Origin of the sequence: Paractinoplanes brasiliensis (genome assembly GCF_004362215.1) — a bacterium.
GTDB classification, from domain to species: domain Bacteria; phylum Actinomycetota; class Actinomycetes; order Mycobacteriales; family Micromonosporaceae; genus Actinoplanes; species Actinoplanes brasiliensis.
The window spans coordinates 5,742,855-5,765,265 of record NZ_SNWR01000001.1; the positions used below are offsets into that span (position 1 = coordinate 5,742,855).

23 protein-coding genes and 2 pseudogenes are annotated in these 22,411 nt (G+C 71.0%); 13 read left to right on the plus strand and 12 right to left on the minus strand.

From position 1 onward, the window contains the following. Positions 1 to 45 precede the first annotated feature (45 nt). Positions 46 to 975 (minus strand): annotated as a pseudogene (locus tag C8E87_RS26040) (YihY/virulence factor BrkB family protein); the annotation flags it as partial. A gap of 69 nt (positions 976 to 1,044) precedes the next feature. On the opposite strand from C8E87_RS26040, the gene C8E87_RS26045 reads away from it, so the two are divergent. Continuing rightward, positions 1,045 to 2,634, plus strand: coding sequence for a phytoene desaturase family protein (locus C8E87_RS26045; RefSeq protein WP_133875518.1), 1,590 nt, complete (start codon positions 1,045 to 1,047; stop codon positions 2,632 to 2,634). A gap of 18 nt (positions 2,635 to 2,652) precedes the next feature. Here C8E87_RS26045 and C8E87_RS26050 read toward each other — a convergent pair whose 3' ends face one another. Beyond that, entirely contained in the window at positions 2,653 to 2,901 is a 249-nt protein-coding gene (locus C8E87_RS26050; RefSeq protein WP_133875519.1) for a hypothetical protein, read from the minus strand. A 1-nt stretch (position 2,902) separates the two neighbouring features. Next, entirely contained in the window at positions 2,903 to 3,124 is a 222-nt protein-coding gene (locus C8E87_RS26055; protein WP_133875520.1) for a hypothetical protein, read from the minus strand. A gap of 251 nt (positions 3,125 to 3,375) precedes the next feature. On the opposite strand from C8E87_RS26055, the gene C8E87_RS26060 reads away from it, so the two are divergent. Both C8E87_RS26060 and C8E87_RS26065 read left to right on the plus strand, forming a co-directional pair. Beyond that, on the plus strand, positions 3,376 to 3,606 hold the full coding sequence (locus tag C8E87_RS26060) for a hypothetical protein (protein ID WP_239080001.1): 231 nt from the start codon (positions 3,376 to 3,378) through the stop codon (positions 3,604 to 3,606). A gap of 39 nt (positions 3,607 to 3,645) precedes the next feature. Next, entirely contained in the window at positions 3,646 to 4,521 is an 876-nt protein-coding gene (locus C8E87_RS26065) for a helix-turn-helix domain-containing protein (protein WP_133875521.1), read from the plus strand. A gap of 5 nt (positions 4,522 to 4,526) precedes the next feature. On the opposite strand, the gene C8E87_RS26070 is transcribed toward C8E87_RS26065, so the two are convergent. Continuing rightward, a complete protein-coding gene (locus tag C8E87_RS26070) occupies positions 4,527 to 4,988 on the minus strand; it encodes an SRPBCC family protein (RefSeq protein ID WP_133875522.1) in 462 nt (153 codons plus the stop codon). A gap of 108 nt (positions 4,989 to 5,096) precedes the next feature. On the opposite strand from C8E87_RS26070, the gene C8E87_RS26075 reads away from it, so the two are divergent. The 5 genes and pseudogenes from C8E87_RS26075 (at position 5,097) to C8E87_RS26095 (ending at position 9,897) form a co-directional block, all read left to right on the plus strand. Beyond that, positions 5,097 to 6,290, plus strand: coding sequence for a glycosyltransferase (locus C8E87_RS26075; RefSeq protein ID WP_133875523.1), 1,194 nt, complete (start codon positions 5,097 to 5,099; stop codon positions 6,288 to 6,290). A 95-nt stretch (positions 6,291 to 6,385) separates the two neighbouring features. Further along, a pseudogene (locus C8E87_RS26080) lies at positions 6,386 to 7,287 on the plus strand (ABC transporter ATP-binding protein). 5 nt (positions 7,288 to 7,292) lie between these two features. Then, a complete protein-coding gene (locus tag C8E87_RS26085; RefSeq protein WP_133875524.1) occupies positions 7,293 to 8,030 on the plus strand; it encodes an ABC transporter permease in 738 nt (245 codons plus the stop codon). Between the two features lie 14 nt (positions 8,031 to 8,044). Next, positions 8,045 to 9,283 carry a sensor histidine kinase gene (locus tag C8E87_RS26090; protein WP_133875525.1) on the plus strand — a complete coding sequence of 413 codons (1,239 nt, stop codon included), beginning with the start codon at positions 8,045 to 8,047 and terminating at the stop codon, positions 9,281 to 9,283. After that, positions 9,280 to 9,897, plus strand: a complete 618-nt coding sequence (locus C8E87_RS26095; protein WP_133875526.1) for a response regulator — start codon at positions 9,280 to 9,282, stop codon at positions 9,895 to 9,897. The genes C8E87_RS26090 and C8E87_RS26095 overlap by 4 nt, the downstream gene beginning before the upstream one ends. Here the strand turns inward: C8E87_RS26095 and C8E87_RS26100 are convergent, their stop codons facing one another. Both C8E87_RS26100 and C8E87_RS26105 read right to left on the minus strand, forming a co-directional pair. Then, positions 9,898 to 10,326, minus strand: coding sequence for a VOC family protein (locus C8E87_RS26100; RefSeq protein ID WP_133875527.1), 429 nt, complete (start codon positions 10,324 to 10,326; stop codon positions 9,898 to 9,900). Continuing rightward, on the minus strand, positions 10,319 to 11,191 hold the full coding sequence (locus tag C8E87_RS26105) for a helix-turn-helix transcriptional regulator (protein ID WP_239080000.1): 873 nt from the start codon (positions 11,189 to 11,191) through the stop codon (positions 10,319 to 10,321). The genes C8E87_RS26100 and C8E87_RS26105 overlap by 8 nt, the downstream gene beginning before the upstream one ends. 170 nt (positions 11,192 to 11,361) lie before the next feature. On the opposite strand from C8E87_RS26105, the gene C8E87_RS45705 reads away from it, so the two are divergent. After that, on the plus strand, positions 11,362 to 12,642 hold the full coding sequence (locus C8E87_RS45705; RefSeq protein WP_239079999.1) for an FAD-dependent oxidoreductase: 1,281 nt from the start codon (positions 11,362 to 11,364) through the stop codon (positions 12,640 to 12,642). Between the two features lie 216 nt (positions 12,643 to 12,858). Here C8E87_RS45705 and C8E87_RS26115 read toward each other — a convergent pair whose 3' ends face one another. The 5 genes from C8E87_RS26115 to C8E87_RS46425 form a co-directional block, all read right to left on the minus strand. Further along, positions 12,859 to 13,362, minus strand: a complete 504-nt coding sequence (locus C8E87_RS26115) for a hypothetical protein (RefSeq protein WP_133875528.1) — start codon at positions 13,360 to 13,362, stop codon at positions 12,859 to 12,861. Between the two features lie 290 nt (positions 13,363 to 13,652). Continuing rightward, positions 13,653 to 14,414: a hypothetical protein gene (locus C8E87_RS26120; protein WP_133875529.1), complete on the minus strand. Its 762-nt coding sequence runs from the start codon at positions 14,412 to 14,414 to the stop codon at positions 13,653 to 13,655. A gap of 148 nt (positions 14,415 to 14,562) precedes the next feature. Next, a complete protein-coding gene (locus tag C8E87_RS26125) occupies positions 14,563 to 16,200 on the minus strand; it encodes a RecQ family ATP-dependent DNA helicase (RefSeq protein ID WP_133875530.1) in 1,638 nt (545 codons plus the stop codon). Between the two features lie 40 nt (positions 16,201 to 16,240). Beyond that, on the minus strand, positions 16,241 to 17,191 hold the full coding sequence (locus C8E87_RS26130; RefSeq protein WP_133875531.1) for a TIGR03557 family F420-dependent LLM class oxidoreductase: 951 nt from the start codon (positions 17,189 to 17,191) through the stop codon (positions 16,241 to 16,243). Between the two features lie 16 nt (positions 17,192 to 17,207). Continuing rightward, positions 17,208 to 17,339 (minus strand): hypothetical protein, encoded by a 132-nt coding sequence (locus C8E87_RS46425; RefSeq protein WP_275408993.1) that lies wholly within the window; start codon positions 17,337 to 17,339, stop codon positions 17,208 to 17,210. A 142-nt stretch (positions 17,340 to 17,481) separates the two neighbouring features. On the opposite strand from C8E87_RS46425, the gene C8E87_RS46680 reads away from it, so the two are divergent. Then, positions 17,482 to 19,221 carry a glycoside hydrolase family 3 protein gene (locus C8E87_RS46680; protein WP_133875532.1) on the plus strand — a complete coding sequence of 580 codons (1,740 nt, stop codon included), beginning with the start codon at positions 17,482 to 17,484 and terminating at the stop codon, positions 19,219 to 19,221. Positions 19,222 to 19,539: 318 nt separating this feature from the next. On the opposite strand, the gene C8E87_RS26140 is transcribed toward C8E87_RS46680, so the two are convergent. Beyond that, a complete protein-coding gene (locus C8E87_RS26140; RefSeq protein ID WP_133875533.1) occupies positions 19,540 to 19,824 on the minus strand; it encodes a GNAT family N-acetyltransferase in 285 nt (94 codons plus the stop codon). Positions 19,825 to 19,865: 41 nt separating this feature from the next. On the opposite strand from C8E87_RS26140, the gene C8E87_RS26145 reads away from it, so the two are divergent. The 3 genes from C8E87_RS26145 (at position 19,866) to C8E87_RS26155 (ending at position 22,336) form a co-directional block, all read left to right on the plus strand. Next, the gene (locus tag C8E87_RS26145) at positions 19,866 to 20,189 is read left to right on the plus strand and encodes a hypothetical protein (RefSeq protein WP_133875534.1); all 324 of its coding nucleotides are present in this window, start codon (positions 19,866 to 19,868) and stop codon (positions 20,187 to 20,189) included. Between the two features lie 60 nt (positions 20,190 to 20,249). Then, the gene (locus C8E87_RS26150) at positions 20,250 to 21,074 is read left to right on the plus strand and encodes a DUF1206 domain-containing protein (RefSeq protein WP_133875535.1); all 825 of its coding nucleotides are present in this window, start codon (positions 20,250 to 20,252) and stop codon (positions 21,072 to 21,074) included. Positions 21,075 to 21,169: 95 nt separating this feature from the next. Next, on the plus strand, positions 21,170 to 22,336 hold the full coding sequence (locus C8E87_RS26155; protein WP_239079998.1) for a mechanosensitive ion channel family protein: 1,167 nt from the start codon (positions 21,170 to 21,172) through the stop codon (positions 22,334 to 22,336). Positions 22,337 to 22,411 lie beyond the last annotated feature (75 nt).

Consider the following 22,411-nt stretch of genomic DNA (forward strand, 5'->3'; position numbering starts at 1 on the left):
TAAACGGGGAGCCAGCGGAGTTTTCGGGTCCGCGTCCCCGGCCTGCCGCAGCCGCGCCCGCTGCACCTCGGCGTTCACCTGCACGCCGAGCAGCACGGCGATGTTCGACAGGTAGATCCAGACCAGGAACGCCATGAGCGCGCCGAGGCTGCCGTAGGTGCGGTTGTAGGAGCCGAAGTTCGCCACGTACAGGCCGAACCCGAACGACGCGACCGCCCACAGGAACAACGCCACCGCGCCGCCGACGGTCAGCCACCGGAACCGCGGCTGCTTGACGTTCGGCGCGATCCAGAACAGCAGCGACAGCACCAGCGTGGCCGCGGCGACCAGCACCGGCCAGCGGCCCGCGGACCAGAACTGCCGAGCCGTCTCACCGGCGTTCAGCGCGTTGCCGACGGCGTCGACCAGCGGCCCGCTGATGATCAGCCCGGCGCCGATCGCGGCCATCAGCACGAGCGCCACGGCGGCCAGGGCGATCTCCAGGAGCACCAGTTTCCACCAGGCCCTTCCTTCCCGTACGCCGTAGATCCGGTTGGACGCCCGGGTGAAGGTCGAGACGTACCCGGACGACGACCAGAGCGCGAGCAGCAGCCCGAACCCGAAGAGCACCTTGGCCGAGTCCTGCTCGACGATCAGCGCCTGCACGACCTGCACGAGGTTCTCGTTGTCGACCACCGACGCGAGCCCGAGGTCGCCCAGGATGCCGATCGTCGCCGACAGCAACGTGGAACCGTCGGTCACCAGGTTGACCAGCGCGACGATCACCACAAGCGAAGGAACAAGGGCCGTGAAGGTTTGATAAGTCATCGCGGCGGCGAAGTCAGAACAGTCGTCCTCGACATAACCCACGACACTGCGCCACAGCACCGACCGCCAATAACGCCAGCGCAGCTGACGGAGGCGGCGAGGCAGCGGGCGGGGCGTAGCGTCGTCGGCACTGGCCTCGGACTCGCGGTCGACGGTGTGCTCGGTCATGCCGACTCCTCGAGGTTCTTCCCGGCGCAGCTACCCGAGCACGCTCAGCGACAAACACAGGGGGCTTCGATGGAGAGCGCAGATGTGATCGTGGTCGGCGCCGGGCACAACGGCCTGGTCGCGGCGAACCTGCTCGCCGACGCCGGCTGGTCGGTCGTCGTGCTCGAGGCGACGCCCCACCCGGGCGGGGCGGTGCGGTCGGGCTACGTGACAGCGCCCGGCTACCTCAGTGATCTTTTCAGTTCGTTCTATCCGCTCGGGTACGCCTCGCCGGTGCTCAAGGAGCTGAACCTCGGTGAGCACGGCCTGCGGTGGACGCACGCGCCGGAGGTGCTGACCCACCTGCTGCCGGACGGCCGGGCGGCCACGCTGAGCCGGGACCTGTCGCGCACGATGGAGTCGCTCGACCGGTTCGCCGCCGGGGACGGGGAGCGCTGGCGGACCACGTACACCGAATGGCGTTCGGTCTCGCAGACGATGCTGGACACGATCCTGCGGCCGTTCCCGCCCGTGCGCGACGGGCTCGGCGTGGCCCGCCGGCTCGGCGCTCCCGGATCGCTGCGCCTGGCTCGCCGCCTGCTGCTGTCGATGCGCGAGATGGGCGCCGAGATGTTCCGCGGCGAGGGCGCGACGATCTTGATGGCGGGCTGCGCGCTGCACACCGACCTGTCGCCCGAGGAGGCCGGCGGCGGCGTGTACGGGTGGCTGCTGGCCATGCTGGGGCAGCAGTACGGCTGGCCCGTGCCGGTCGGCGGGGCCCAGAAGATCACCGACGCGCTCGTCTCGCGGCTCGAGCAGCGCGGTGGCCGGATCGTGTACTCGTCGCCGGTCACGCAGGTGCTGATCGCCCGAGGCAAGGCGATGGGTGTACGGGTTGCCGGCGGCCAGGCATATCGGGCGTATCGCGCCGTGGTCGCCGACGTGCCCGCGCCCACGATGTATCTCGACCTGGTGGGGGAGCGCTGGCTCCCGCCCCGCCTGGTGGCGGACCTGGCCCACTTCCGCTGGGACGGTGCCACGGTCAAGGTCGACTGGGCCGTGCGTACCAAGATGCCCTGGAAGAACCCGGCCGCGGCGGGTGCGGGCACCGTGCACCTGGGCGCCGACCTCAACGGCCTGACCCGTTACTCGGCCGCCCTCGCCACCGACGAGATCCCGCGCGACCCGTTCCTGCTGCTCGGCCAGATGACCACGGCCGACCCGTCACACTCGCCCGAGGGTACGGAGTCGCTCTGGGCCTACACCCACCTGCCGCAGCGCGAGCACTGGAACCCCGACGACATCGCGGCCCACGTCGAGCGCATGGAGTCGGTGATCGAGGAGCAGGCCCCCGGTTTCCGGCAGGAGGTCGTCGGCCGCAACGTCTTCTCCCCGGCCGACATGGAACGCGAGAACCCCTCCCTGGTCGGCGGCGCTCTGGGTGGCGGCACGGCGGCCGCCTTCCAGCAGCTCTTCCTGCGCCCGATCCCGGGCCTGGGCCGCCCCGACACGCCCGTCGACCGCCTCTATCTCGCCAGTTCGTCGGCCCACCCGGGCGGCGGCGTGCACGGCGCTCCCGGCGCCAACGCGGCCCGCGCGGCCCTGCTGCGCGACCGCACCCTGCTGGGCTCCGCCTACCGCTCCGTCATCAACACCGGCCACCGGGTCGTCTACGGCTGACCCGCGCGGCCACTGCGTCTACGGCTGCCTTGCGGGGCCGCCGCGTCTACGGCTGACCCGCCGCGCGGCGACTGCGGCGCGCAGGGCCGGCCACAGGCGCAGCCGGCGCGAGCTGTCGGTGGCGGCGAGGAGGTCGGCCAGCGTGTGCCGCTCCTCCGGCGGCACGAACGCGATCACGACGATCACGGGAATCACCGCGGCCAGCAATTCACAGATGACGACCAGGCCCACCACGGCGGCCACGATGGCGAACGCGGTGTAGGTCATCTCAGCGTCCGCTCACCAGGGCCGCGACGAGCAGGACCAGGGCGGCGCCGACGCAGAAGACGATCGTGGCCGCCGCGGTGACGGCACGGATCAACGGCGCTACCGGCGCGATGAAGTGTTTTGCCTGCTGGAGGGCCACGAGAAGGCACATCCCGGCCAGGGCGAGATAGATGATGCCGTTAGCGGCGAGTGAGCCGCTGGTGAGCTGTGTCGACGGATGCACGACGGCCTCCTGAATTCCGGGGGTCGGGTGAGGCACATCACGGGTTACCTCTAACATGAGGCTGACGTTGGACCGCTTGCCGCACCAGTGCATATGCATGCAGCGCGAATAAAGGACACTGCCGCATGAATCGGCTACCTGGCAGACTGCTAGGTGACGGAGCGCTCCGTGGCGGCGAGACTCTTCGTCCTCTTCATGCAGCCCGCGCTGATGCGGCACATCGCATGAATAGACGAGGATGTGTCAAGGATATGAGTGCAACCGAGGAAGTCTTCCAGGGCGAGTCGCTGACGATGGTGGCGCTGGCGGCGTCCTGCACCAACGGCAGCTGCCCTACTGTGTACCGGACCGACCGGGGAACGATCGTGGTGCAGGGTTACGCCGTTGAGGGAAGCGCCGCCGGTGTGGACCTGCCCGCGGGCGAGCTCCTGGTCGAGGTGCCCGCCGATCTGCTGGCCGCGGCGGTGCGGGCCCAGGAGTGAACGCCCCGCTTGGGGGGTCGCACCGGAAGGAGGGACGACTTGGCCGACGATCCGTTCCGCGGAAACGGCGACCCGTCATCGGCGCCGGTCGGTGTGGCCCTCCAGCGGATGCGGGTCGAGAAGGGCATCACGGGCAAGGAGCTCGGGGCGCTCGTCCGCATGAGCCAGTCCAAGATCAGCAGGATCGAGAACAGCCACGGCCCCGTCTCGCCGAGTGATGTCGGCCGGCTCGCCCGGGCGCTGGACGCCCCGCCCGCCGTGGTGGCCCAGCTTGTCGAGCGGGCCGAACTGGCGCGTAACCGGGTCACCGACATGCGGACCTCGGCGGGTTCGGTCTCCACCATGCAGCGCACGGTCGAGCGTACGGAGGCCGATGTCTCTGAGTTCCGGGTCTTCCAGCCCGACGTCGTCATGGGACTTGCCCAGACCGACGACTACGCGCGAGCCATCCTCGAGGCGGCTCATGAGATTCGCAAGGCGGTCTTTCCGGACGCCGCGAGGGTTGCCATCCCGGAAGCGGTCTCGGCCAGGGTGCGTCGGCAGATCGTGCTCGAGGACCCGGATCGGCGCTTCTACTTCCTCCTGACCGAATCCGTGCTCGGCAAACAGGTCGTCCCACCTGACCTCATGCTCGCCCAGATCGCGCGTCTGCGGCGGCTGGCGGCCCGGCCCAACGTGACCCTCAAGGTGATACCGGCCGACGCGAAGTGGACGCTGCCACACGTGCACGGCTTCGAGCTGCTGGACGACAAGGATGTCGTCATCGACATCTACAACACCTCGATCGACGCCACCGGCCGGGAGGACGTCGCCCTCTACCGGTACGTGTTCGATCGGCTCGACGAGAGCGCCACCTCCGAGGTCGGACCGATCCTCGAACGCTACCGGCGGCACTACCTCGACCTGATCGACTGAGCGGTTCAGCGGGCGCGTTCGGCGTAGTAGCGGTCGGAGTTCTCGGCGATGTCGGCCAGCCGGCGCAGGGCCTCGACGTTGCGCTGGTGCAGGAGCAGGTCGTTGATCTTGTTGCGGGCGGCCAGCAGGGGGCCGTGTTCGAACTGCTCGTGGATGGTCACGCGGGTGGCGTCGACGCCGAAGGGCTCGAGCTGGATGTCGACCACGGCCTCGCCCAGCGGCCACAGGCCGGCCCGCAGGCGCAGGCGGCGACCCGGCTCCATGAGAAGCACGGTGGAGGAGTCGTGCAGCGAGAACGGCCACGGCCCGGCCTTGTGGTGCAGCTCGGAGCCGACCTGCGGCCAGTTCGCGTCGACGTTGCGGATGTGAACGGTTCCGACCACCCAGTCGCTGTAGGTCCAGCCGTCGGAGAGCACGGCGAAGACGCTGTCCGGGGGAGCTTGAACGGTACGCTGCACAGTAGCCACGACCAGGACATACCCTGCGGAGTGCCCGGCGTAACGGGCCGGCGCAGGTTTACGGATTCGGCGGTAGGGCATCAGCCACCGCGAACGCAGCCAGCTGGAGGGGTCCTCGTGCGCATTGCCATGATTTCCGAGCACGCCAGCCCCCTGGGCGACGGCGGGCAGCAGTCACACGTCGCCGGGTTGTCGGCAGCCCTGGCCGAGCTGGGCCACGAGGTCTGCGTCTACACCCGGCGCGACGACCCCGCGGTGGCCGAGGTGGTCACCACCCCGGGCGGCATCCGGGTCGTGCATGTTCCGGCGGGTCCGCCCCACATCCTCCCGCCCGACCTCCTCCTGCCGCACATGGGGGAGTTCGCGAAATGGCTGGAGCAGCACTGGCGTACGGGGGCCTGGGTTCCCGACGTGGCCCACGCCCACTTCTGGACGAGCGGGCTCGCCGCGGTGACCGCCGCCCGCCAGTTCGGCATCCCCGTCGTGCAGTCGTTCCACGAGCTGGGCGAGATCGAGGCGGGCAGCAGCAAACCTTCCCGTACGGGTTACGAACGTGCCCTCGGCCGAGCGGTCGACCGGGTCGTCGCCCAGACGCAGGACGAGATGCTGGGCCTGGTCCGCATCGGTGTGCCCCGTTCCCGCCTGACCGTCGTGCCCGCCGGCGTCGACAGCATCCGGTTCAGCCCCGAGGGCCCGGCCGTCGAGCGTGACCCCGAGCGTCCGCGCATCCTTTCCGTGGGCCGGCTGGTCGAGCGCAAGGGTTTCGGCGACGTGCTGCAGGCCATGCGGTACGTCCCGAACGCCGAGGTGGTCGTCGTCGGCGGCCCGCCGGCCGATCAGCTGCCGGCCGACCCGGGCGCCCGTAAACTCCGCGCGCTGGCCGAGAAGCTGCAGGTCGCCGACCGGTTCCGGATGGTCGGGGCGGTCAGCGGCAAGGACATGCCGAGCTGGTACCGCTCCGCCGACGTGCTGGTGGCGGCCGACTGGCAGGAGCAGTTCGACCCGTCCGCCCTCGAGGCGATGGCCTGCGGCGTCCCGGTGATCGGCACGTCCGTCGGCGGGCTCACCGAGACCGTTGTCGACGGCCTGACCGGTGACCTCGTGCCGGCCCGCGACCCCCGCGCGCTCGGCGGGGCCCTGCGCCGGCTGGTCAACGACAAGGTCCGGCGTTTCGCGTACGCCACCGCCGCGCTCGACCGGGCCCGGCAGGCGTACTCCTGGAAGCGGGTCGCGGCGCAGGTGGGTTCGGTCTATCAGACGGTGACCGGCCGGCGCGCCGGCTCCAGCACCGAGGAAGCGATGGCGGGCTGACCCCCACGGTGTAATCCGGCATCCACCGGTTGGTGGATGCCGGGACGAGCGAGCTGTTCGATTTCCGGCGGCCCGGCTGATGTGACGCTCGGTGCATGACAGTCATCGAGGTCCAGAACCTGCGCAAGACGTACGGGGACACGGTCGCGGTGCGGGACGTCTCGTTCACTGTGGAGCGGGGCGAGATCTTCGGCATCCTCGGCCCTAACGGCGCCGGGAAGACCACCACGGTCGAGAGCATCACGGGGCTCCGGGCACCCGACTCGGGCACGATCCGGGTGCTCGGCCGCGACCCCGGCGACAAGTCCCTGCGTCGCGACGTCGGCGTCCAGCTTCAGGAGAGCCAGCTCCCGGACAAGCTCACGGTCCGCGAGGCGCTCGACCTGTACGCGTCGTTCTATCCCGAGCCGGCCGACTGGCGCGCGCTGACCCGCGAGCTCGGCCTGACCGAGAAGCTCGGCACCGCGTACGGGAAGCTCTCGGGGGTCAGAAACAGCGGCTCTCCATCGCGCTCGCGCTCATCGGGGGCCCGCAGATCGCGATTCTCGACGAGCTCACGACCGGGCTCGACCCGCGGGCCCGCCGCGACACGTGGGACCTGATCGAGTCGGTGCGCGACAGCGGCGTCACGATCGTGCTGGTCACGCACTTCATGGAGGAGGCCGAGCGGCTCTGCGACCGGCTCGCCGTGATCGACGACGGTCGCGTCGTCGCGCTCAACACCCCGGCCGGGCTGGTGTCCGGGCTCGCCACCGAGCAGCGGATCCGGTTCCGCCCATCGGCGCCGGTCGCCGACGAGCTGCTGACCGGGCTGCCCGAGGTGCACGAGGTACGCCGCCACGGGGAGCAGATCGAGGTCGTCGGCGCCGGCAACCTGCTGCACGCCGTCACCTCGGTGCTCGCCGTCAACCAGATCATCGCCGCCGACCTGCGCATCGAGCAGGCCGGCCTGGACGACGCGTTCGTGCAGCTGACCGGCCGATCGATCGAGGAGTGAACCCGATGCGCGTGTTTGCCAAACTGACTGTCACCGAGCTGCGGCTGCTTCTGCGCGAGCCGGTCGCGGCGTTCTTCGTGCTGCTGTTCCCGACCGTGCTCGTGATCATTCTCGGCAGCATTCCCTCGTTCCGCCGGACCAACGAGGATTACGGCGCCCGCCCGATCGACCTGTACGTGGGGATCGCGGTGATCCTGACCCTGGCAATGGCCGCCATCCAGGTCACCCCGGCCGTGCTGGCCCTGTACCGGGAACGCGGCGTGCTGCGACGGCTCGCCACCACCCCGGTGTCGCCGCTGAAGATGCTGGCCGCGCAGCTGGCCTCGAACGGGCTCGCCGCGATCGCCGCGACCGCGCTGGTGCTCGCGGTCGGCCGGATCGTCTTCGACGTCCCGCTGGCCGGCAACGTCGCCGGTTTCGTCCTCGCGTTCCTGCTCACCGCAGCCGGGACGCTCGCGATCGGCCTGTTCGTGGCGGCGGTCGCCCCGAGCGGCAAGGCCGGCAGCGCGATCGGCACGCTGCTGTTCTTCCCGCTGATGTTCTTCGCCGGGCTGTGGCTGCCGCGCGAGGCCATGCCGGGCGTCCTGCAACGCGTCGCCGACTTCACGCCGCTGGGTGCGGGCGAACGGGCCCTCAACGACGCGATGACGGGCAGCTGGCCCAACCTGCTGTCGGCTACGGTTCTGGTGGGATACCTGGCCGTTTTCGGGTCCGCGGCGGTCCGCATGTTCCGCTGGCAGTGACGGGGTAGGAAGCAATGGAACGCACCGATCGGATCGTGGCGCGGCTGCCGTACATCGCTCTCGGCGCCTCGGTGGTCCTGGTGGCCGCCGCCGTCACGGTCGGCATCCCGCACGCGCCGTGGCCGATCGTGGGTTCCGCCGTCGTCGTCACCGCGGCCTGGCTTGCCTTCTGGATTCAGATGCACCCGGAGTGGGAGCACGACGAACCCAAGATGATCGTGTTCTTCGCCGGACTGATCGGGCGGATCTATCTGCTCATCTGGTCCAGCCCCCTGTTCGGGTTCTTCGTCTGGAGCGCCTACCTGCTGGTTACCCGGCTGGGGAGCTGGCGCCGGGTGCTGGCGGCCACCCTCGTCGCGACGGCCTTGGCCGTCTCGCATATCGGCGGCTTCGCCAGCCTCGGCGAGCCCGGCGTCCTCCCGATCCTGCTCGTCGTGCTGCTGATCAACGCCGGCGTCGCCCACGTGATGATCTGGGTGAGCATGTGGACCCACGAGCAGGGCCTCAAACGCAACCGTATGGTCGAGGAACTGGCCCTGGCGAACACCAAGCTCGCCGCCGCCCTCAAGGAGAACGCCGGCCTGCACGCCCAGCTGCTGGCCCAGGCCCGTGAGGCCGGTGTGCTCGACGAGCGGCAGCGGATGGCCGGCGAGATCCACGACGTGCTGGCCCAGGGCCTCACCGGCATCGTCACCCAGCTCGAGGCGACCGGCGCCGCCGCCGACCGGCCCGACGACTGGCGGCGGCACCTCGACAACGCCAAACGCCTGGCCCGCGACAGCCTGACCGAGGCGCGCCGGTCGGTGCAGGCGCTGCGCCCGCAGACCCTGGACGGTGCCATGCTGCCCGACGCGATCGGCGACCTGGTGACCGACTGGTCGCGGGTGCACGAGGTGGCGGCGGAACTGGTCACCACCGGAACGCCCCGGCCGCTGGTGCCTGAGATCGAGGCGACCCTCCTGCGTACGGCTCAGGAAGCCCTGGCCAATGTCGGGCGGCACGCCGACGCGGGCCGGGTCGGGCTCACGCTGTCCTACATGGAGGACGTGGTGACGCTGGACGTTCGTGACGACGGGCACGGGTTCGACCCCGGCGAGCCCCGGGCGGTCTCCGAGGACGGCGGCTACGGGCTGGCGGCCATGCGGGAACGGCTGGCCCGGATCGCCGGAAGCCTCGAGGTCGAGTCGGCACCGGGTTCGGGCACCGCGCTGTCGGCCTGCGTGCCGGCCATCCCGGTCGAGGCCGCCGCGTGATCGGGCTGCTCATCGTCGACGACCACCCCGTCGTACGGGACGGGCTGCGCGGCATGTTCATCGGCGACGACCGCTTCGAGGTGCTGGGCGAGGCCGGCGACGGCAACGAGGCGCTGGCCCTGGTGCCCGCGGTCGACCCCGACGTGGTGCTGATGGACCTGCGCATGCCCGGCATGGACGGCGTGACCGCGATCAAGGAGCTGCGCCGGCGTGGCTCGCGGGCCCGGGTGCTGGTGCTGACCACGTACGACACGGACGCCGACGTTCTCCCCGCGATCAAGGCGGGTGCCACCGGCTACCTGCTCAAGGACGCCTCACGGCAGGAGCTGTTCCGGGCCGTCGAGGCGGCGCACCGGGGCGAGTCGATGCTCTCCCCGGCGGTGGCCGGCCGGCTGATGGGCAACCTGCGCTCGCCCGCGAAGGAGCCCCTCAGCCAGCGCGAACTCGAGGTGCTGACGCTGATCGCCCGCGGCAACTCGAACAAGGAAGCGGCCAGCCGGCTGTTCATCAGCGAGGCCACCGTGAAAACTCACCTGCTGCACGCGTACGCGAAATTGGGTGTTCGCGACCGCGCGGCGGCTGTTGCCGTGGCCTTCGAGCGCGGGCTGCTCTGACTACGGCTGCGGTTCGCCCCGGTATGTTCCGAAACTCCACAGGTTGCCCTCGGGGTCGCGGGCGATGAACTCGCGGGAGCCGTAGTCGGTGTCCGACAGCGGCTTGACGACCTCGGCGCCCGCCCGGCTGGCCCGCTCGTGCAGCGCGTCCACGTCGTCGGCCACCACGTAGCAGCCGAACGTGCCCGGTTTCAGCGCCCACGGGTCGTCCTGGCCGCGGCCGCTCGCCGAGCCCAGCATGATGCCGCCGCCCAGCGGCCAGGACAGCTGGGCGTGGTCGACCCGGTCGGCGTCGCCGTACGAGACGACCTCCTCGAAACCGAACGCGTCGACCAGGAACCGGATCAGGGCGCGGGCGTCGGCGGCCCGCAGCGTCGGCCACACCTGGGGTGGCGGTGTCTTCGCATCAGTCGTGTTCGCATCAGTCATGAGAGTCATCGTGCGCGGGTTGGAGCTGCAGCGCTTGGACAAAAGCGAACTCGTCGGCCAGCCACTCGGACGGGGTGCAGCCGGCCAGGGCGCGGAACTCGCGCACCAGGTGAGACTGATCGGCGTATCCGTGGGCGGCGGCCACCTCGGCTATGCGGCGGTGGGGGCTCAGGGATCGTCTTGCCCGGTCGAAGCGGGCTACCCTGGCTGCTTCTTTGGGGTTGAGCCCGGTTTCGGCGCGGAACCTGGTGGTCAGGTGACGGTTGCTCCAGCCGACCTCCTCGGCCACTCGGCCCACGGGAACATTCCGGACAATCCGCTCCCAAGCGTGGGTGATCTCGGGCCTTGCCTTGTCCGGATTTATCCGCTTGTTCAGCCATGTGTCGAGTTGAGCGAGCCGGCTCGGCCAGTCGGCGGCGTGGGCGAGACGCTCCCGGATCTCGGCGACGGCCCTGTCACCCAGCAGCGCGGCGGCGTCGACATCGAGGCCGCCCAACTCGCCCGCGGGCAGCCCGAGAAGCGCCCGGCACCCCGACGGCGAAAGGGCGACCTGAAGGCCCGCCTGCCGCCCATCGTGCGTGATCACCGCCGGCGTGAGGTGCAGCCCGCCGATCAGGGCGTCGTAGCGGCCCGCGCCCTGTCGGGGGTCGGGGTGCGACTCCACGACCAGCGGATCGTCAAGGGTCAGGATCATCGTCAACGACGGCGACGGCAGACCCAGATGCCGCATCGGTGGCACACCCCGCTGGCGATAACCGGAGTAGGACACAACGTACGGCCGCAGGGCCTGCGACGGGCGGCCCCGCACGTACTCGTCGACGACCACCGGCTCCCCACCCTCCGCCGAGATCAGCTCGTAGTACAACTCCTACCTCGGCCCACCCTTCCGGGGGCCACCACCCTCGTCGAGGCTCCACCCTCGCGAAGACGGCTTCACCGTACGCCGAAAAGCGAGGGCCCGGCCGGTTATCCACATTGGCGGGTTATCCACAGGGGGCGCGACGGCCGAGCCCGGAAAGTGCGAGCATCGGCTCCATGGCGAACGCGGTAGTGATCGGCGCAGGCATCGGAGGGCTCGCCGCTGCCCTGGCGCTCCAGCGCCGCGGGTGGTCGGTGACCGTGCTCGAGCGGGCCCCCGCCCTCGAAAACGTCGGAGCCGGCCTGGCCGTCGCGCCGAACGCGCTGCGGGCCCTCGACCAGCTCGGCGTGGGCGGATCGGTGCGGGAGCTGTCCGCGTTGCAGGGCACAGCCGGGATCCAGCGGCCCGACGGCGGCTGGATCACGCGGACGGACACTTCGGCGGCGGAGGCACGGTTCGGCGAGCCGACCATCGTGGTGCACCGGGCGGCCCTGATCAGCGTGCTGGCCGACGCGCTGCAGCCTGGCACCCTGCGACTCGGCGTGACGGCCGGTGACGTCTCGCCGGAGGGCACGGTGGTCACTCCGGGCGGCACGCTGACGGCCGAGCTGGTGGTTGCGGCCGATGGACTGCATTCCCGCGTACGGGGGAGCCTCCTGCCCGACGTCGGCGAGCCGGTCCATGCGGGGGTGACGAGCTGGCGGTTCGTCCTTCCGCGGCCGCCGGGCGAGCTGGTGCTCTCCGAGACCTGGGGCGACGGGAAAGTGTTCGGTGTCGTGGGGCTGGGGGACGGGCGCGTGTATTGCTACGCCACGGCGCCCGCCCCGCCGCAGCAGTCCGCCGGGTCTGCCTCGTCCTCGCAGCAGCGTGGTGCGCCGGGCCCGTCGCCGGAGCGGCAGTCCACTGCGCCCGGCCCTTCGCAACAGCCCACTGCGCCCGGCACGTTCCGGGAGCGGCAGCCCACCGCCTCCGGTCAGCCGGCGGAGCGAGAGGCCAGTGCCTCGGCGGCGGAGAAGGCTGAGCTCGTGCGGTTGTTCGGTGGGTGGCATGCGCCGTTGCCCGACCTGATCGCAGCGGCCGACGACGTCATCCGGACGGACATCCGGTGCCTCGACCCGACGCCGTCGACGTTCCACGCAGGCCGGGTGGTGCTGCTGGGGGATGCCGCGCATGCGATGACGCCGAACCTCGGGCAGGGCGCGTGTCAGGCGATCGAGGACGCGGTGGTGCTGGCCGCCCACGCCGGTGAGCCCGACGGGCCGGCTCGTTACTCGGCGGAACGGGTGCCGCGGGCGACGGCGGTGGCGGCCGCGTCGCGCCGGATCGGGCGGGTGGCCGGGCTGAGCGGGGTGGCGGCCGTTCTTCGTGACACGGGCATGGCGCTCGCCGGGAAGCTCGGGCCCAACCTGGTGCTGCGCCAGATGGACCGGATCTTCACGTGGCGCCCGCCGCCGTGATCACTCGCCGTGGTCCGCGCTCGGCGGCTGTGGGCGGTGGTTTCCGGCGGCAGCTGGGCTTGGCGGGTGCCGCCGTGATCTTCGGCCGCGGTCATGGCTGCGTGATCGCGTGCATGAGCCGGCCGTCCGGGGTGCGCTCGCGGCCGCAGCCGCCCCGGGGTGCGCTCGCGGCCGCAGCCGCCCCGGGATGCGCTCGCGCCCGCCGCCGGCCGGGGATCAGTCGGCGAGGGCGTTGGCGAGGTCGTCGCGGAAGGCGCGTTCGGTGTCCGTGACAGTTTCGCCGCCGATGCCGAGCATGCCGCCGGTGGAGGCGGCGCCGACGACGCTTTCGGCGATCTCCACGAGCCAGTGCTTGTAGGTCTCCGCGTCGGCCTGGGCTGCCTTGACGGTCAGCAGGGCGTTGGCCTCGGCGGCGCGGCCGAGCACGTCCTCGGCGTACGCGATGGGGTCGCTCGGCTCGATCACCGGCGGCTCCTCACCCAGGTCGGGGTCGCCGACGCGGGACACGATCGCCCCGGCGACCGCCGCGACCAGGGGACTGGCCGACACCCGGGCGTCCGAGATGACGTCGAGCCCGGCGGCCGACTCCGCGCGGGTCTTGCGTGCGCTGTCGGGGCTGGCGGCGCTCGCCGCGGTGAGGACCGACTGGGGCAGGCCGACGAGCAGCCCCCACTCCGAGTCGGTGAAGCCCAGGGCCGAGTACAGCGGATCGTCGCTCACGGTGAATCCTTACGTTCGGTGAAACCTCGTCCGGCTCTTATACCCCACGAGCTACCTCATCGATCACGCTCCGGCGGCCGAGAAACCGCGTGTCGGTCGAGGTCCGGGGATTTGAGCGGCTTGAGGTCGCGGCCAGGAATCAAGGGCGGAGGTCGCAATGAGCCAGGGGAAGGGGGCGGCGAGGGGAAGAGGGGCGAGGGGGACCTCAAATTTGAGGGCTGGGCGTAGCCGAGTGCGGGAGGCGACTTGATCCGGGACCCGGGCGGGGTTGGTCCGGGCGTGGGGCGAGCTCAGTCGGGCTCGAATGCTGTTGCGCTGTCGGGGTAAGCGGCCAGTGTCGCGCCGTTGACCTGGCGGACGGTGAGCTGTTCGGCGGCCGGCCTGACGATCATTGTTCCGCCGCCGGGCAGGCAGATGCCGAGCCGGCTGGGGGAGCCGAGAGCCGCCAACACCTGGCGTTCGGGCCTTCCGGGGCCGCAGGCGAGCTCGTCGGTCGCGGCCAGGAGCTGCACATCGAGGCGGGCGCCGCCCGGTGTTGTCAGCGTCTGGGCCACGCTCCAGCGCCCGGCCCACACGGCGGCCAGCCGATAACCGGGCACCTCCGGCACGTACAGGGGGACGCCGACCGCCTCGAACTTCTGCGCCCGCCACCGGTCCTGGCATCCCCATGTGGCCAAGCCCGCGACGACGACGGTGACGGCGATCCCTGCGACGGCGAGCCGCCGTCCGAGCGACAGGTGGACGGCGAATGCGGCCGCGCCGAACAGAAGGCCCGCCTCGAGCCGGTTGCGTTCGAGACCCAGCACGAGCGGGGCGATAACCAGCGGCAGCAGAATCAGCGGGACAACCACATGCGTACGGGGCCAGGAGCCGCGGACCCGCACCACCGCAATGACAGCGGCCGCCCCGATCGCTGCCGCCATCGACCCGCCCAACCCGATCACCGGGTCCATGTCGGCGAAGTCGGGCACCTGGTAGCCGGCCAGCGCGCTCAGCACCGCGCCGAGCGCCGCCGACGTGATCGCCCCGCACACCAGCCCATCGACGACCATCACCCGATGGTGCCCGCCCCAGGCAAGCCGCTCACCGACAGCGCACGCACCAAGCGCGCGCCCGGGCAAGCGGCTCACCGACGGCGAACGCACCGGCCAAGCACCAGGCACGCGCCGGCCAAGCACCGGGCACCCGCCGGACAGACCGCTATGCAGCGGTGAGCAGCTGGTTCTCCTTGACCACCGGCACCGACAACGTCTTGTAGCCGACCTCGTCGAAAAGCACCGTCATCCGGTCCTCCTCGTACCCCATCACCGTCCCCGGTCCCCACTCGCCGTGGCGGACCTTGGCGTGGATGGGGAACGGCTCGTCGGCGGTGGCCGTCTCGACCTCGACGGCGGTGCCCTCGGCGCAGTTGTCGCAGTGGCCGCACGGCTTTTTCAACTCCTCGCCGAAGTAGGCGAGCAGCGTCTGCGTCCGGCAGGCCCGGGTCTCGGCGAAGCCGCGCATCATGTCGGTCCGCGAACGCGACACCACCTGTTGCCGTTCGTGCTCCTTGACCGCCGCCGTCGCGGCCGCCGCGGGTAACGGCGCGAAGACCGGGACCGTCAGCTTGTTGCCCCGCCCGGTGACCGCCGCGCCGACGTGTTCCAGCAGGCCGAGGTACGACCCCAGCTTGCGTGGCCCGAGCCCGGTGGCCTCCTTGAGCTGGGTCTTGGTCTGCGGCCCCTGGCGCAGCGCCGCCGCCAGTTCGCGCAGTTCGACCTCGTCGGGGGAGCCGCCGTTGAAGAACCGCTGGATCGCTTCGTCCTCGGCCCGCCACAGCAGCAGGGCCTGCGCCGGTTCGTCGTCGCGGCCGGCGCGCCCGATCTCCTGGAAGTAGCTGTCCGGCGAGTCGGGCAGGGCGACGTGCGCGACCCAGCGGATGTTCGGCTTGTCGATGCCCATGCCGAACGCCGACGTGGCCACCATGATGTCGATCTTGTCGGCGGTGAAGTCCTCGTGTTTCTGCTCGCGTTCCCGCGCCGCCATCCCGCCGTGGTAGAACTCGGCCGGATGTCCCGCGTCGGTGAGACGGGCCGCCAGTTCCTCGGCCGTACGCCGGGTCGCGACATAGATGATGCCGGGGCCCGCCGCGGAGTCGAGCAACGCGGTCAGTTTGCGCCAGCGGTAGTCCTCGTCGGGGCAGTACGCCACCTCGAGGAACAGGTTGCGCCGGTCCAGCCCGGAGACGTGGATCTCGGGTTTGTCCAGGTGCAGCCGCTCGATGATGTCGTCGCGCACCGGCGGGGAGGCCGTCGCGGTCAGGGCCAGCACGGGCGGCCGGCCGATCCCCTTGATCAGGTCGCCCAGGGCCAGGAATTCGGGCCGGAAGTCGTGCCCCCAGGCCGAGATGCAGTGCGCCTCGTCCACGGCCACCAGGCCGGGTTTCAGCGCCTTGACCTCGGCCATCCGCTCGGGGTCGCTGAGTTGCTCGGGGGTGATGAACAGGAATTCGGCGCGGCCCTCCCGCAGTTCGCGGATCGCCTCGCGCTGCTGTGCGGGTGTCTCGGCCGAGCTCACCCGTACGGCTCGGATCTTGGGGTTGTCCCGTTCGTTGAGCGCGGCGATCTGGTCCTGCTGCAGGGCGAGCAGGGGCGAGATCACCACCGTGGGGCCGGGCAGCAGCACGGCCGGGATCTGGTAGATCGCCGACTTGCCGGCCCCGGTGGGCAGCACGACAAGGGCGTCGCGGCGGCGCAGCACGGCACGCATCGGCTTGAACTGACCAGGGCGCAGGGAAGGCCACCCGAAGTGTTGCCGGGCGACCTTGCGCAGGCGGGGTCCGTAGACGGGAAGCTTCATCGAGCGGCCATTGTGCCCCACGGGTTCGTCAGGCAAACGCTTACGCGATCTTGGGGAGGATCTCGTTGGCGTACAGCTCGAACAGCCCCGCGTAATCGGGCCCGGTGTTGGCCACATAGACCTCGTCGAAGCCGGCCTGGCGGTACTGGTCGATCATCTCGAGGTGGGCCGCCGCGTCGTTGCCGCAGACGAACGCCTCGCGCACCATGTCCTGGGTGACCAGCTGAGCCGCCTGCTCGAAGTGCTTCGGCGAGGGCAGCACCTGGGAGAGCTCACCGGGCACCCCGGCGTTCGGCCATTTCTCGTACGCGATCCGTGCGCCCTCGTCCTCGGTGGCGGCGAAAGCGGCCTTGAACCCGGCTTGCGCGATCTTGGAGCCGCCGCCGTTCTCGCGGAACCGGGACACCAGCTCGCCGTCGGGCATCGTGCTGACGTAGCCGTCGCCGATCCGCGCGGCCACGTCGACCGCCTTGGGGCCGAACCCGGAAATGTAGATCTCGACCGGCTTCTCGGGCAGCGTGTAGATGCGCGCGTTCTCCACGGTGTAGTGCTTGCCGTGGTGCGAGAACATGCCGCCCTGCCACAGACCCCGCATCACCTCGACGGCCTCTTCGAGCATTTCCAGCCGTACGTCCAGCTCCGGCCACGCGTCGCCGAAGATGTGCTCGTTGAGCGCCTCGCCCGTGCCGATGCCGAGCCGGAACCGGCCCCCGGTGAGCACGGCGCTGGTCGCCGCGGCCTGGGCGATCACGGCCGGGTGGATCCGTACGGTCGGGCAGGTCACCGCCGTGGTGATCGGCAGCGACGTCGCCTGGCTGAGCGCCCCGATCATCGACCACACGAACGGGCTGTTGCCCTGCGCGTCGACCCACGGGTGGTAGTGGTCGGAGATCCAGAGGGCGGAGAAGCCGGCCTTCTCGGCGGCGCGGGCCTGGGCCAGGAGGTCGGCGGGACCGTACTCCTCGCAGGAAAGGAAGTATCCGATACGCATATGCGCCGGTGTACCCCTATTTCTTGCCCCCGAACATGCGACGGATCGCCCACAGCAGCAGCAGGAACGCCAGGGCCACGCCGAGCAGGCGGACGGCGTGCACTTCGGACCAGTCGACACCGGACGCGGCGAGCGGGGAGGGGGTCACCAGCGCATGGTATCGGGCGCTTTTACCCAGAGCTAATAGAAAGGTTTGTTGACTGAAACAGGTTCGGGGTGTGAACATGGGTCGGCACAACGGGGGTGCGCTCCGACGAGCGTGCCGATCGTCACCGGAGGTACGGGGGCTTATGCCGAACCATGGCGAATTGCCGGAACTGGCCGCGACGGTGCTGCAGCCGGGATTCGCCGGCACCACCGCGCCCGACTGGGTCCGGCGGTGGCTCGGCGAAGGACTCGGCGGCGTCGCCCTGTTCGCCCGCAACGTCGAGTCGCCCGCGCAGGTCGCGGCTCTGACCGCCCAGCTGCGCGCCGAGCGTCCGGACGTGCTGGTCGCGATCGACGAGGAAGCCGGTGACGTCACCCGGTTCGAGTCGCGGCACGGCAGCTCCCGGCCGGGCAACCTGGCCCTGGGGGCGATCGACGACGTGCTGCTGACCGAGGAGGTCGCCCGCGACCTGGGCGCCGACCTGGCCGACGCGGGCATCACCCTCGACTACGCGCCCGACGCCGACGTCAACAGCAACGCGGCCAACCCCGTGATCGGCGTACGGGCGTTCGGGGCCGAGCCGCAGCTGGTGGCCCGCCACTCCGCCGCCTTCGTCCGCGGCCTGCAGTCGGCCGGCGTCGCCGCCTGTGCCAAGCACTTCCCGGGCCACGGCGACACCAGCGTCGACTCGCACCACGACGTTCCGCTGATCGATCGCGACCGGGCCCAACTGGCCGACTGCGAGCTGGTGCCGTTCCGGGCCGCGATCGAGACCGGCGTCCGGGTGGTGATGACCGGGCACCTGCTCGTCCCGGCGTACGACACCGAGCTGCCGGCCACCCTCAGCCACAAGATCATGACCGGGTTGCTGCGCGAGGAGCTCGGTTTCGACGGGCTGATCGTCACCGACGGCATCGAGATGCAGGCCGTACGCCGGAGGTACGGGCTCGCCGGCGCAACCGTGAAGGCGCTCGCGGCCGGGGTCGACGCGATCTGCGTGGGCGGCGACCACGCCGACGAGCAGACCGCGGTCCTGCTGCGCGACGCCATCGTGGCCGCCGTCCGCTCGGGCGAGCTGCCCGAGGAACGGTTGCGCGCGGCCGCCTCCCGGGTGAACGAGCTGGGCGCCTGGACCACGGCCGCGCAAACCGCCACCGGCGCCCGAGCGACGGCCGACAAAGCCCGCGCGACCACCGATGCAACCCGCGCGACGGCCGACAAAGCCCGCGTGACCGCCGATGCAGCCCGCGCGACCGTTGGTGCAGCCCACTCCGCGGCCGACGCGGTCGGTTCTGCCGCCGATGCAGCCCGCTCGGCCGTCGACGCCGCTGGCGCGACCGCCGATGCCGCCGGCTCGGCCCGCGAGGTAGCGGTTCTGACCCGTACGGACGGGGTGGGGTTCGCCGCCGCACGCCGGGCCGCTCGGGTCACGGCGACCGGCGACGCCCCAGTGCTGCCGGTCAGCGAGCCACCGCACGTGGTCGAGTTCGCCCCGCCGCGCAACATCGCGATCGGTGCCGAGACGCCGTGGGGTGTGGGGGCGCCGCTCGACGTCCTGCTGCCCGGCACGACGTCGGTGCGGCTGGGCGAGGAGGACCTCGGGGCCGAGCCCGCCGCGACGGTGCTCGACGGCGCCGCCGGACGCCCGCTCGTGCTGGTGGTGCGGGATGTGCACCGGCACGCCTGGCTGGCCGACACGCTGACCGCCGTGCTGGCTCGGCGGCCGGACGCGATCGTGGTCGAGATGGGCGTGCCCGAGACCGTCACCGGGGCGGTGCACATCGCCACCTACGGCGCGACCCGCGCCTGTGGCGTGGCCGCGGCCGAGCTGATCGCCGGCAGGAGCGTGCCCGCCCCGGCCCCGCAGCCCCTGGCTGCCTGAGGACTCCGGTTGCCGGCGGTCGTAGCGGGGGCGTCGACCGCCGGCAACCGGTCGCGGCAGGCGCGGGGCGGGGTCACGGCAACCGGTCGCGGCAGGCGCGGGGCGGGGTCGCGCAGGCGCGGGGCGGGGTCACGGCAACCGGTCGCGGCAGGCGCGGGGCAGGGTCGCGCAGGCGCGGGGCGGGGCGGGGCCGCGGCAGGCGGTCGCGGCAAGCGGTCTCGGCAGGGTCGCCGCAGGCACGGGGCAGGTTTGCCGCAGGTGCGGGGCGGGGTCGCGGCAGCCGGCCGCGACAACGCGGGGCGGGCCCGAGGCGGCCGGTCAGCTTTCGATGATGTCGTTGTATTCCGGGTGCTCGGCGACGTACTTGGCGAAGAACGGGCACGCCGGATAGACCCGCGCTCCCCGCGCCCGCAGCTCGTCGAGGGTGCGCTGGGCCAGCACGCTGCCCAGGCCCTGGCCGCGGAACCGCCGGTCGACCTCGCTGTGGGTCACGACAACGACGCCGTCGCGGACCCGGTATGCGGCCATGCCGCCCACTTCACCGTCGACGGTCAGCTCGAAGCGCTGCTCGGCCGGGTTGTCGCGCACATCGACGTCGCTCATCGTCAAAGTTTAGGCTCGCGCGGCCCCCGTACGCTGGAAGGGTGTTGAAACCCACGCGGCGCATCGCCCTCGTCCTCAGCTCGGCCACCCTCCTCGGCGCGCTCCTCGCCGGGTGCAGCAGCGACAACGTGAGCTGCGGCCTCGACCAGTGCACCGTCTCGCTCGAGCGGGAGACCAACGCCAGCGCGAGCTTCCTGGGGGTGGAGGCCAAGTTCATCAGCGCCGACGCCAACACCGTGACCCTCGAGGTCGCCGGCGAGCAGATCAGCCTGACCAAGGGCCAGCAGGCGGTTGAGGTCGCCGGGCTGCAGGTGTCCCTCGACAGTGTCACTCAGGACAGGATCGGCCTGCAGGTCTCGCGCTAGCACATTCCGGCGTTCCCGTCCCGGGTTTGGAAAAACTCGGGACGGGTGAATGTGGTCGGCATGACATCAGCCGCCTCGAACGTCAAAGGCACCGCCTCGCGTGCCGCCAACAGCAAGCCGCTCGAATACCTGGCTCGGGGCGGCTTCGTCGGATACGGCATCATCCACCTGATCTTCGCGTGGATCGCCCTGCAGGTGGCGTTCCAGGGCTCGAAGCAGGAGAGCGACCAGTCCGGTGCGCTGCAGACCCTGGCCGGCAACAGCGTGGGCAAGACGCTGCTCGTCATCATCGCCGTCGGCATGATCGCGATGGCGATCTGGCAGGCCTTCGAGGCCGCCATCGGCGAGAGCGGCCCGCAGGACAACTCGGCCAAGGCCGAGCGCGTGCTCAACGTCGCCCGCGCCCTGCTTTACCTGTACCTCGGCTGGATCGCCATCAAGGTGCTGCAGGGCTCGAACGCCTCGATGGGCGACAACTCGCAGAGCAAGACCTCCACCATGATGGACAGCACCGGTGGCCGCTGGCTGATCGGGTTCGTGGGTCTCGTCGTGATCGGCGTGGGCGTCGGCATGGCGATCTACGGCTACAAGGAGAAGTTCACCAAGCACCTCAACACCGGGCAGATGCCGGCGGGCTCGCGCCGCACGATCGTGCGGCTCGGCAAGTCGGGTTACCTGGCCAAGGGCACCGCGTACGCCATCGCCGGCGTGCTGGTCGTGGTGGCCGCGGTGAACTACGACCCGGAGAAGGCGCGCGGCCTCGACGCGGCCCTCAAGACCCTGGCTGGTTACTCGTGGGGCACCTGGCTGCTGGCGTTGATCGCGCTGGGCATCGCCTGCTTCGGCGTCTACTGCTTCGCGCAGGCCAAGTACCGGAAAGTGTGAGCCACCTCCGATCCTGCCGCGGGAAGGTTGCGGGTACCGGCGATCTGGGAATGCCAGGTCGCTGGTGCCCGCACTTTGCTGCGAAGGAGATTTGAGTGCCCAGCACTGTGAACGCCGTACTCGTTGTCGTTGCCGTGACCGGGCTGGCCATCGCGCTGGTCGTCGTCCTGCACCGGATCGTCGGACGGCTCGGCCGCCGGTCGAAGCTCGCCTCCGACCTGGCCCGCACGACCCACAAGCCGTTCCTGGCCACCACGATCCTGTTCGCCGTCCAGCAGGCGCTGCGGGTGGTGACCACCGACTTCCCCGGACGCGCGGGCTTGCTGCACGCGCTGGTGGTGCTCTTCATCGCCGCGTTCGCCTGGCTGGTCGCCGCCTGCCTGCTCGTGCTGGAGGACGTGGCGCTGTCCCGCTGGCGTACGGACGTGCCGGACAATCTGCGCCGCCGCCGCTTCAAGACCCAGCTCGTGATGATTCGCCGGATCACCGTGGCCACCATTGTGGTCCTCGCCCTGGGCGTCGTGCTGATGACCTTCCCGGGTATCCGGGCGCTCGGCGCCAGCGTGCTCGCCTCGGCCGGGATCGTCAGCGTGATCGCCGCCCTGGCCGCGCAGAGCACGCTGGGCAACGTGTTCGCCGGGCTGCAGCTCGCGTTCAGCGACGCCGTCCGGGTCGACGACGTGGTGGTCGTCGAGGGGGAATGGGGCCGCATCGAGGAGATGACGCTGACCTATGTCGCGGTGCAGATCTGGGACGACCGGCGGCTGGTGATGCCCACCTCGTACTTCACCACCAAGCCGTTCCAGAACTGGACCCGCTCGTCCTCGGCTGTGCTCGGCACGGCCGACGTGGACGTCGACTGGTCGACCGAGATCGAGCCGCTGCGCACCGAGCTGCGCACCACCTGCGAGGGCTCGGAGCTGTGGGACGGCCGGGTCTGCGTGCTGCAGGTGACCCAGGCGACCGGCGGCATGGTGCGGTTGCGGGCCCTGGTCAGCGCGGCCGACGCGCCGTCGCTGTGGGATCTGCGCTGCCTCGTGCGCGAGCGGCTGGTGAGGTTCGTCTGGGAGCACCAGCGCACGGCGCTGCCGCGCTTCCGGGCCGACATGGCCACGGTGACCCGGCCCCGGCCCGAATCCCCGCGCCCGGTGTCGCCCGCCGAGCCCGAGGAGAGCCGGTTCTACACGGGTGAGGACGGCGACGAGCGGGCCGCGACGTTCTCCGGACCGGAGGAGCCCATACCGGTTTCCGCGAACCGATGACGCGTTCTGGCAGGTTCTTCGCAAGAGGATTGACTCGCCGGTGATCAGGGCATACACCGGGACACGGAAGGGAGA